General features: G+C 68.2%; 5 protein-coding genes. 1 reads left to right on the top strand and 4 read right to left on the bottom strand.

Annotated elements, in window-relative coordinates:
- Positions 1-171: 171 nt before the first annotated feature.
- From cas3f to Q0741_RS05315, 4 genes are all read right to left on the bottom strand, one after another.
- Positions 172-3,606: a type I-F CRISPR-associated helicase Cas3f gene (gene cas3f / locus Q0741_RS05300; protein ID WP_298232149.1), complete on the bottom strand. Its 3,435-nt coding sequence runs from the start codon at positions 3,604-3,606 to the stop codon at positions 172-174.
- Entirely contained in the window at positions 3,603-4,616 is a 1,014-nt protein-coding gene (cas1f, locus tag Q0741_RS05305; protein WP_298232150.1) for a type I-F CRISPR-associated endonuclease Cas1f, read from the bottom strand. Before cas1f ends, cas3f begins: the two co-directional genes overlap by 4 nt.
- A gap of 274 nt (positions 4,617-4,890) precedes the next feature.
- A complete protein-coding gene (locus Q0741_RS05310) occupies positions 4,891-5,670 on the bottom strand; it encodes an enoyl-CoA hydratase/isomerase family protein (RefSeq protein WP_298232151.1) in 780 nt (259 codons plus the stop codon).
- Between the two features lie 1,071 nt (positions 5,671-6,741).
- Positions 6,742-6,978: a hypothetical protein gene (locus Q0741_RS05315; RefSeq protein ID WP_298232152.1), complete on the bottom strand. Its 237-nt coding sequence runs from the start codon at positions 6,976-6,978 to the stop codon at positions 6,742-6,744.
- Between Q0741_RS05315 and Q0741_RS05320 the strand changes: the two genes are divergently transcribed.
- Positions 6,977-8,130, top strand: a 1,154-nt coding sequence (locus tag Q0741_RS05320) for a PAS domain-containing methyl-accepting chemotaxis protein (protein WP_298232153.1), incomplete at its 3' end; no start/stop codon positions are given. The genes Q0741_RS05315 and Q0741_RS05320 overlap by 2 nt on opposite strands.

Consider the following 8,130-nt stretch of genomic DNA (forward strand, 5'->3'; position numbering starts at 1 on the left):
GGAATTCAACACAGCATAGCTACAAGTCTTGTGGCTCACCAATCGAACTGAGGGCCTGGTCAGGAGATCGGTACGATCTCCCCTCTGCCGCATAGGCAGCTGAGCAAACAAGGCTTGTGGCTTTGGAAGCCTCTTTACTGCCGCATAGGCAGACCAAGCGAAGTACAGGACTTACACCCCTGCCTTCGCAAACCCCAGGGCTGGATGAAACCTCCAGCCCTGGGCGTTCCTCGGCACCGTCACCGCCCCATAGCGCAAGGCGCACTCGAACAGGCTCATCTCCAGCTCCTGCGCCAGCCGCTGCAGCTCCTCCAGGTAGTCCGTGACGCCCCAGGGCGCGATGCCGGGGCCTTGCACGGCCTCGTTCGGCACAGGCTTGTGTTGCGCCTCATCGACTTCCAGCCAGGGCCGCTCGCGATCGCCCCGCCTGCGCTCATCGACCATCTCCACCAGCGCATAGCGCTCGCCCTCCTCGTCGGGCATGAGCCGCAGCTCCGCTTCCGGCGCTCCGCTGTCGTCCCTGAAGCGCTGCTGCTGCGGCAGGAAGGCGGTGGTGAGCGCGTCCTGCGGCGGCTCACACCACCAGCTCGCGGCGTTGAGCCGGCGCTGCGGCGCTTGCGCCGAGCCGCGTGTCCGCCGTCCTGCCGGCACCGGCGAGGCCGACGCCGGCAGCGTCGGCAGCACCTCGGCCGCCGTGCGCGCGTGCTCCAGGTCCGCCAGCCGGAGTTGCTGCCGCAGCGGCGCCGCCTCCACGATGCGCGGCCGGGCATCCAGGTGCTCCACGTCCAGCCCGTCCAGCAACTGCCGCAGGTCGTGGCTTTCCAGGTGGAACTCGCCGTCGTCCCGCTCGTAGCCCGGACGGCAGAAGGCCGCCCGGCCCGGCTGCTCGAAGTGCCGCAGGTTGTGGCTGAACACGTGCACGTTGGGCTCGCCGCAGGGCCCGGGCTGGTGGCGGCGCACGCGGCCCAGCAGCTGGATGAGCGAGCGCAGCGACGAAGGTTCGGCCACGGCCCAGCGGTACGAATGGTCTCTTCCGACTTCAGTAACGCTGGTGCCCAGCACGATGAACAGGTGCTCGGCTTCCGGGTACTCGTCAATGCGCGGGCGCACGTCGGGCCGCTCGAACACTTCCTTGGGCTCATGCCGCTTGAGTGCCGCGTCGAGCTGCTGCTCGATGGCCGAGCGCACCAGCAGCGGGAACTGCGAGTGGTACACGCACAGGTGGATGCGCAGCCCCTCGGGCGCCCCCAGCCGGTACAGCGCCAGCGCCACCTCGTACAGCGGCTCGATGTTGGCCATGCGCACCAGGCCAAAGCTCACGCGCTTGCCGCTCCTGGAGTCCGTCTCGGCGTGCCGCCGGTGCAGGGTTTCGGCTGACGCTAGCACCTGCTTCGCGAAGCCCTCGTAACGTGCCTTGTCGCCGCGGGCCCCGGACAGGTCCAGCCCGATCAGCTCCACCCGGCGCCGCGCCTCGGTAGCCGCCAGCTTTGCGAGCTGCTGGTACCGGCCGCGTGCGAAAGCTCCGTGCGCCTGCGCGAAGGCCTCGCGCGATGCGCAGTCCGCCTGCACGCGGTCGAACTCGTCGATCCACAGGCAGCACACCGCCGGCGGTGCGTCGGTGCCGGAGGGACGGTCGCTGCGGTGCCGGCTGAAGTGCTCACGCCCGTGGCGGTAGGCCTCGAACAGGCCCAACACCAGTGACGGCGGCAGCGTCGCGGAAGAGAGCAGCACGCGGCTGCCCAGCAGCCCGGCCCAGTGCACCAGGCGCGTGAGCGCCGGCAGATCCTTCAGGCCGAAGTCGTCGGGCTCGTCCAGCACCAGGTCACCGCTGAGCAGGCGCAGCATGGGCGCGATCTGCCGGCCTCCGCGCTGGCTTTCCGTCGCGGGCGTGAGGTGATCAACGGTGCACACCAGCACCGGCGCCAGCAGCAACTTGCGCGCGTTGGGGTCGCGCAGGACACGGCGCAGCAGCGGATGCCCGTCCTCGCGGCCTTCGCTGAAGTCCACGTCGGCATCCTCGTCCAGCAGATCCTGCCGCGAGGCCGAGCCAGTCCTCTCGGCCTCGGCCTCGTAGTACTCGAACAGTTCCCGACTGGCCGCGCCGCCCACGCGGATCGCCAGCTCGTCGTCACCCAACCCCAGCTTGGCGCGCATCTCACGCCCGGTCTGCAGCGTCAGCGTGCGCAGGCCCATGGCGAAGGCACAGCGCAGGCCCTTCACGGGGTCGGCCAGTGCGTACATCACGCGCGCGTTCGCCAGCGTCTTGCCGCAGCCGGTGGAGGCCATGTTGACGATGAAGGCACCCTGGCGCCGGCTGCGCTCGCGCAGGCCGGCGGCGAGGTCGGCCGCCTTGTCCTGCCATCTGAAACGCTCCTGGCTCGCGCGCTGGCGCAGCGCGCGGCACTTGAGCAGGCGCGGCAAAGCCTCGTCGAAGCGCGGCAGCGCGTGGGCAATGTCGCGGCTGACTTTCGCGACGCCGATGAGGTGTTCATCGAGCGTCTGGCCGCCACGGCCGTCCTTCACGGTGTTGGCCTGCAGCGGGTAGCCCTTGGGCACTTCCACCCGCTCTGCATCCTTGATCTTCAAGCTGGAGTAATGGTGGTCCGCCAGCATCAGCGTCAGCCGCGACAGGTGCATCACGTAGGGCTGGCGCAGCCAGTGGTAATCCGCGCCGCGGTCCGGGCGCTGCACGAGCTTCAGCAGCCGCTGGGCAATGCGGGCGGCCTGGCGCTGCCAGTGGGGCGTGGTGACGGGCAGGCCGTGCTCGAACTCCCAGTAGCGCTTGAGCCGCTTCGGGTCGGGGCTTTGAGGAAGCTCGTTCCAGGTGGACTGGATCTTGAACAGCACGTCCTTGAGATCCTGGGCCGCGGCCACCTTGACTCTTGAACCCAGTGGTGCGGGGCTGCCGTCGTCTTTCGTGGTCGGCATCACCGGCAGACGGTGGTGCGTGACGACCAGCCAGCCCACGGCCTGCGCCAGCGGCGCGTTCACCATGGTCGTGAAAGGCGACTGGAAAGCGCTCTCGGGCTGGTCGCACCGCAGACGGTCCTTGCCGAGCCATGCCTCCAGTCGTCCTGCCTCGGGGCCCGCCAACCGGGCCAGCCACGTGGCGTCGTCGTCCTCGCCCACGAAAGCCTCGAACAGCCGCAGTGACACCCATTCGTGCCGGTAGTCGTTCCTGCCGTCCCATCGGCCCTCCAGCCGCTTCTGGAAGGCTGCGCAGGCCTTGCCCAGGTCATGCAGCAGGGCCGCCATCGCGGCCAGCAAGTCGATGTCCTGGCCGCTGTGCCAGTCGTTCTCGTCCTGCGCGCGCAGCACGTTGCAGCGGGTGGTGTTGGTGGGCACGGCGCCCTGGGCGTTGAAGCGGCTGGCGTCGCCCACGGTCCACAGCAGCTCGCTGTGGTCCAGGCCGCGGATCCAGTGGCAGGCAACGGCCGTGTTCTTGCGCGCGGTCTTGCGCAACAGCCGCCGCAGCGTGTCCAGCCCGTCCTGCGTGATGGGGGTCTGCCACGTGCGCTCGCCGCGGCGCTCGGCGAACTGGTCCAGGATGCGCCGCGTCTCGGTCAGCGCCCGCTTCTCGCACTGGGAGATCAGCAGCACGTTCATTCGGCACTCCCGGGCTGCGACCGCGCTGCCGCCTCCTCGGCCGCCAGGCCGATGCGCTGCGCCGTGTCCTTGAGCACCTCGATCATGAAATCCAGCGCCGCACTGCGCGTCAGGGCCTCGATGCAGGCGTGGCGGAATTCCTGCTCGGTGTGGCCGCGCATGGCCGAGAGAAAGGCCTGCGGCAGGATGACCGCGTCCTTCACCAGGTCCGCTACGTCGAACACCAGCCCGCCCTTGCGCGTCTTGCCGTGCAGCACCGCCAGCCCGTGCGGCAGGCCCAGCACCCACGCGGCGGTGGCGCCCAGGCCATAAGCCAGGTAGTTGCCGTGGTCCAGGAAGCCGTTGGCCGCGTCCTGCCCCTCGCCACGCTTGGCGCGCGTGAACTCGCCATGTCCCGTGGCCTGCGCCACCAGCCGGTACAGGTGCTTGGTCAACCGTGCCTCCTCGGTCAGCAGCGCGTTGTTGTCCGGCGCGCCCACGATGGCCGAGCGCGAGGCGTCCAGCAGTGGCTGCAACAGCGCGCCGTCCACGCCGAAGCCCTGGTCCTTCAGGTTCTTGTTGCCGGTCCATTCCTTCAGCAGCCGCTCCAGCCGCGCAAGCTGGAAGCGCTTGGCCGCGGCCAGCCTCCAGTGCTCATCGAACCAGAAGCGCACCCAGCGCTGCAGGTATTCCGTGGGACGGTACTCGCTCTGGCCCGGGATCCAGGCCACCTCCAGCGCCTGCTCGGTGCCGGCAAACAGCGGCGTGCCGCCACCACCGCAAAAGCCCAGCATCACGCCGGCCTTGGCCAGCTCGCGCACCGCCGCTTGCGTGATGGAAGTGCCCGTGCCCAGCAGCACGGTCGTGGTGTTGGCGATGGGAATGTTCCAGTAGAGCGACTGCTTGCCCTTTTCCGTCACGTACTCCACACGCCCGCCGTTCACGAGCACGCGGCAGTGCTCCAGGTAATAGATGTTGGCGCGCTTCGAATGCAGGATCGTCTTCAGGTCGCCGGCGGCGATGTCATCCATGGTCTGGCCTCCCTGACGGGCATGATGCCGGGCCAGGTGGCTCACCACGTGAGCCTGCGCAAGCTTCGAAGCGTGAAAATGTGGCGGTTCTGAACAGGCAGGCGATGAAGCTTCCCGAGCACGCATGCGGCATGCCGGAAGCGGCTGCGAGCGTGGATGAACCGCTCGCCATCGAGCCGCTGGGCGTGAAGCACGCTGGATCTGGCGGACCTCGTGCTCACGCACTGAGCCTAGGTCTGGCCGGCGCCATGTCGGCGCCGGTCCGCACGGTGGCTCAGCGCCCGCGAAACACCGCCGCCCTCTTCTCCTGCCACGCCCGCACGCCCTCGCGCAGGTCTTCCGAGGCGTTGACGCGGGCGATGTCGCGCGCCAGGGCTTGCGTGTCCAGCGCGCCACGGGCGATGCCGTTCAGGTGGCGCTTCATGCCCAGCAGCGCCAGCGGCGCCATGCCGGCCAGGCGCTCGCACCACGCCTGCCCGGCTTGCGCCAGCTCCTCGGGCCCGACCATGCGGTCCAGGTAGCCCAGCGCCAGCATCTGCCGCGCGTCCAGCTTCTCGGCCGCCAGCAGGATGCGCCGCGCCACGGGCAGCCCCAGCCGCGCCACGAAGCGCTCCATGCCGCCGCGGTAGAACAGCAGCCCCAGTTGCGCCGCGGGCACGAACATCTCCGCCGCCGTGGTGGCGATGCGGAAATCGCAGGCCAGCGCCAGGTCGGTGGCGCCGCCGTACAGGCCGCCGTTGATCACCGCCACCGTCACCGGGCGCGCGGCCTCCAGCGCCGCGGCCAGCGCCTCGAAACGCTCGGCGGCCGTGGCGATGTGCTCGCCCGCCTCGCCCAGGTTGAAGCCGCTGCAGAAATGCCGTCCCTGCGCCTGCAGCCGCAGCACCAGCACCTCCTCGCGCGCGTTGACCTCGGCCAGTTGCGCCTGCAGCACGTCCAGATCCGACAGCTCCAGCCGGTTGGCCACCGCCGGGCGGCGCAGCGTGATGGTGGCGATGGCGCCGTCGATGGCGAGAACGGGCGGCTGGCCGGCGGGTTCGGTGGGCGTAGTCATGTCAGCGAGGGAAGTCGGGGAAGGTGGACGCGAAGGCCGCGCGGCCCCCCGGCGCCCAAGCAGGGCCGGGGCCCGCCACGGGCGCGGCGATGATACGCAGCGCCCTCGGCCTCCCTGCCGCCAGCTCCGCGGGCACCGCCTCGGCCAGGCATCGATTCGCTATCGCTTGCTGAGAGAGTTTCACCAGGGCCGACATAAAACCCAAGGCGCCTGACGCACAAGATTTCAGACGACCCCAATCGCCGTTGAGCACTCCATGCGCTTGAACTTATGCCGTGCCTCACGCACAAGAATCTCGCCGGCATTCATGCACCTTGCCTGGGCAGCCGGGCGTTACACCTCCGACCTGAGCACACCGAACGATTTTCGGTTTTCCAAGACGCCCTCTGCATTTGTCATGAAAGGTTCTGAGAATGGCTCGATCTCTTCCTTCAATGGATTTATTCATTGGCTTTGAGGCAGCAGCCAGGACGCTCCTGCCGTCCTGCGTCGAGCCCGAATCCGGCAGTTGCCCTCGCCAACATGCCCGCGGCATCCCGTGCGGGAAATTGCGCCGGCCTGGGCAGCCAGTGCGGGCCGCCGGCATCCTCCCGGACACCGGTGGCGGGCCTGCGTTCAGGCCGGGGACTGAATGAGCCCGCGGTTGATCTCGTTGATCTTGCGCGTCAGGCGGTACACGCCGCGCAAACGGCGTGCTTGTCACGCACCGGCTTGGGCATGACATTTGTCCTGCCCGTCCGGATTTCCGGCCACGGCCCCTGCCATTCCTGCTATTGACAAACCGGTCCAGACAGCCGAAATACCGCACCCAATTCGGATGCTGCGGCGCAACACCGGATTATCCCTAAGGAGGCGCAATAAGCGCTTGGGAGGCTTCCCAGGCCGTTGACGCCCGATTGGGGGGTCGCTAATCTCTTGTCCCAACAGGGTCTTTTTTTTATGGGGATGACGGGGGAGCAAACCTGCCGCAAGCCGAGATCCGGCCGGTAATGGAACTGACTGCTTTGCAGTTCAGGTTAGCCGGCATGGCTCGCGCGGAATTACTCCTTGCGTTTGTTTCGAACAAGAAATTTAGTCACCCAGGGTGACTGCGAATTTACTCATTGCCTGAAGTATTTCGCGGCAGTTATGTCGGAAAAGCCGTTGCATCAGGTTTTTTCGATATTGGACGCCAACACGACGCCGGTCATTTGTCAGCGCATTGCGCTTGGCCTTCGGGCGGATTTTGTCCAGACGTGTGGTGGCGGCTTTGATGGGTGCCCAGCCCCCGGGCGGCGCCCTGCTCCACCCCTGGAAGGGATTGCTCATGCGTATCAACGAGCCCGTCACCCAAGCGGAATTCCGCTTCCCGAGCAACGCAACGCTGATGTCCACCACGGACACGCGTGGCGTCGTCACCTACGCGAACGATGCATTCGTCGAGGTCAGCGGCTTCGCACGCGAGGAAATCGTGGGCAAACCGCACAACATCGTGCGCCACCCCGACATGCCGCGCGAAGCCTTCGGCGACATGTGGGCCACGCTCAAGGGTGGCGAACCGTGGACCGCCATCGTCAAGAACCGCCGCCAGAACGGCGACCACTACTGGGTGCGCGCCAATGCCGTGCCGGTGGTGCGCCACGGGCGCACGGTGGGCTACATGTCCGTGCGCACCCAGCCTTCGCGCGAGGAGATCGCGTCGGCCGAGGGGCTGTACGACGGGATTCGCAAGGGCAGCGCGCGGCACAGGCTGCACAAGGGCGTGCTGCTGCGCACGGGCTTGCTGGCCTGGACCTCGGTGTTCCAGCTCATGCCGGTGCGCTGGCGCATCCGCATGGCGTTCATGGGGCTGGTGCCGGTGATGGCCGCCGCGTTCTGGGTGCAGCAGTCGTGCACGGCGCCGGTGGCGCTGATGAGCACCGCGGTGGCGATGGCGCTGCTGCTGACCTGCTGGGCGCTGGAGCTGCAGATCGCGCGGCCGCTGGAGCAGCTGCGCGAGGAGGCCACCAAAGTGGCCACCGGCGAGAACCCGATGGCCACGCACATGAACCGCGCCGATGAGATCGGCATGACGCTGCGCGCCGTCGGACAGCTGGGACTGATGTTCCGATGGCTGGTGGACGACGTGAGCCAGCAGGTGGAGTCGGTGCAGCACGCGGCGGCCGAGATCGCGCAGGGCAACATGGACCTGAGCACGCGCACCGAGCAGGCGGCCGCCAGCGTGGAGGAGACGGCCTCCTCGATGGAGGAGATGACCGCCACCGTGAAGGCCAACGCGCGGACCGCCACGCAGGCCAACGAACTGGCCGGGCAGGCACGCCACGCCGCCAGCGAAGGCAGCCGCACGGTGGCCGAGGTCGTGCGCACCATGAACGACATCTCGGCCAGCTCGCACCAGATCGCCGACATCGTGGGGCTCATCGACAGCATCGCCTTCCAGACCAACATCCTGGCGCTCAACGCCGCGGTGGAAGCGGCCCG

This window comes from uncultured Azohydromonas sp., assembly GCF_937926365.1.
GTDB lineage: Bacteria > Pseudomonadota > Gammaproteobacteria > Burkholderiales > Burkholderiaceae_C > Azohydromonas.

Coding starts and splice junctions, on each gene's coding strand:
- cas3f (WP_298232149.1), bottom strand. CDS start 3,606: ATGAACGTGCTGCTGATCTCCCAGTGCGAGAAGCGGGCGCTGACCGAG.
- cas1f (WP_298232150.1), bottom strand. CDS start 4,616: ATGGATGACATCGCCGCCGGCGACCTGAAGACGATCCTGCATTCGAAG.
- Q0741_RS05315 (WP_298232152.1), bottom strand. CDS start 6,978: ATGAGCAATCCCTTCCAGGGGTGGAGCAGGGCGCCGCCCGGGGGCTGG.
- Q0741_RS05310 (WP_298232151.1), bottom strand. CDS start 5,670: ATGACTACGCCCACCGAACCCGCCGGCCAGCCGCCCGTTCTCGCCATC.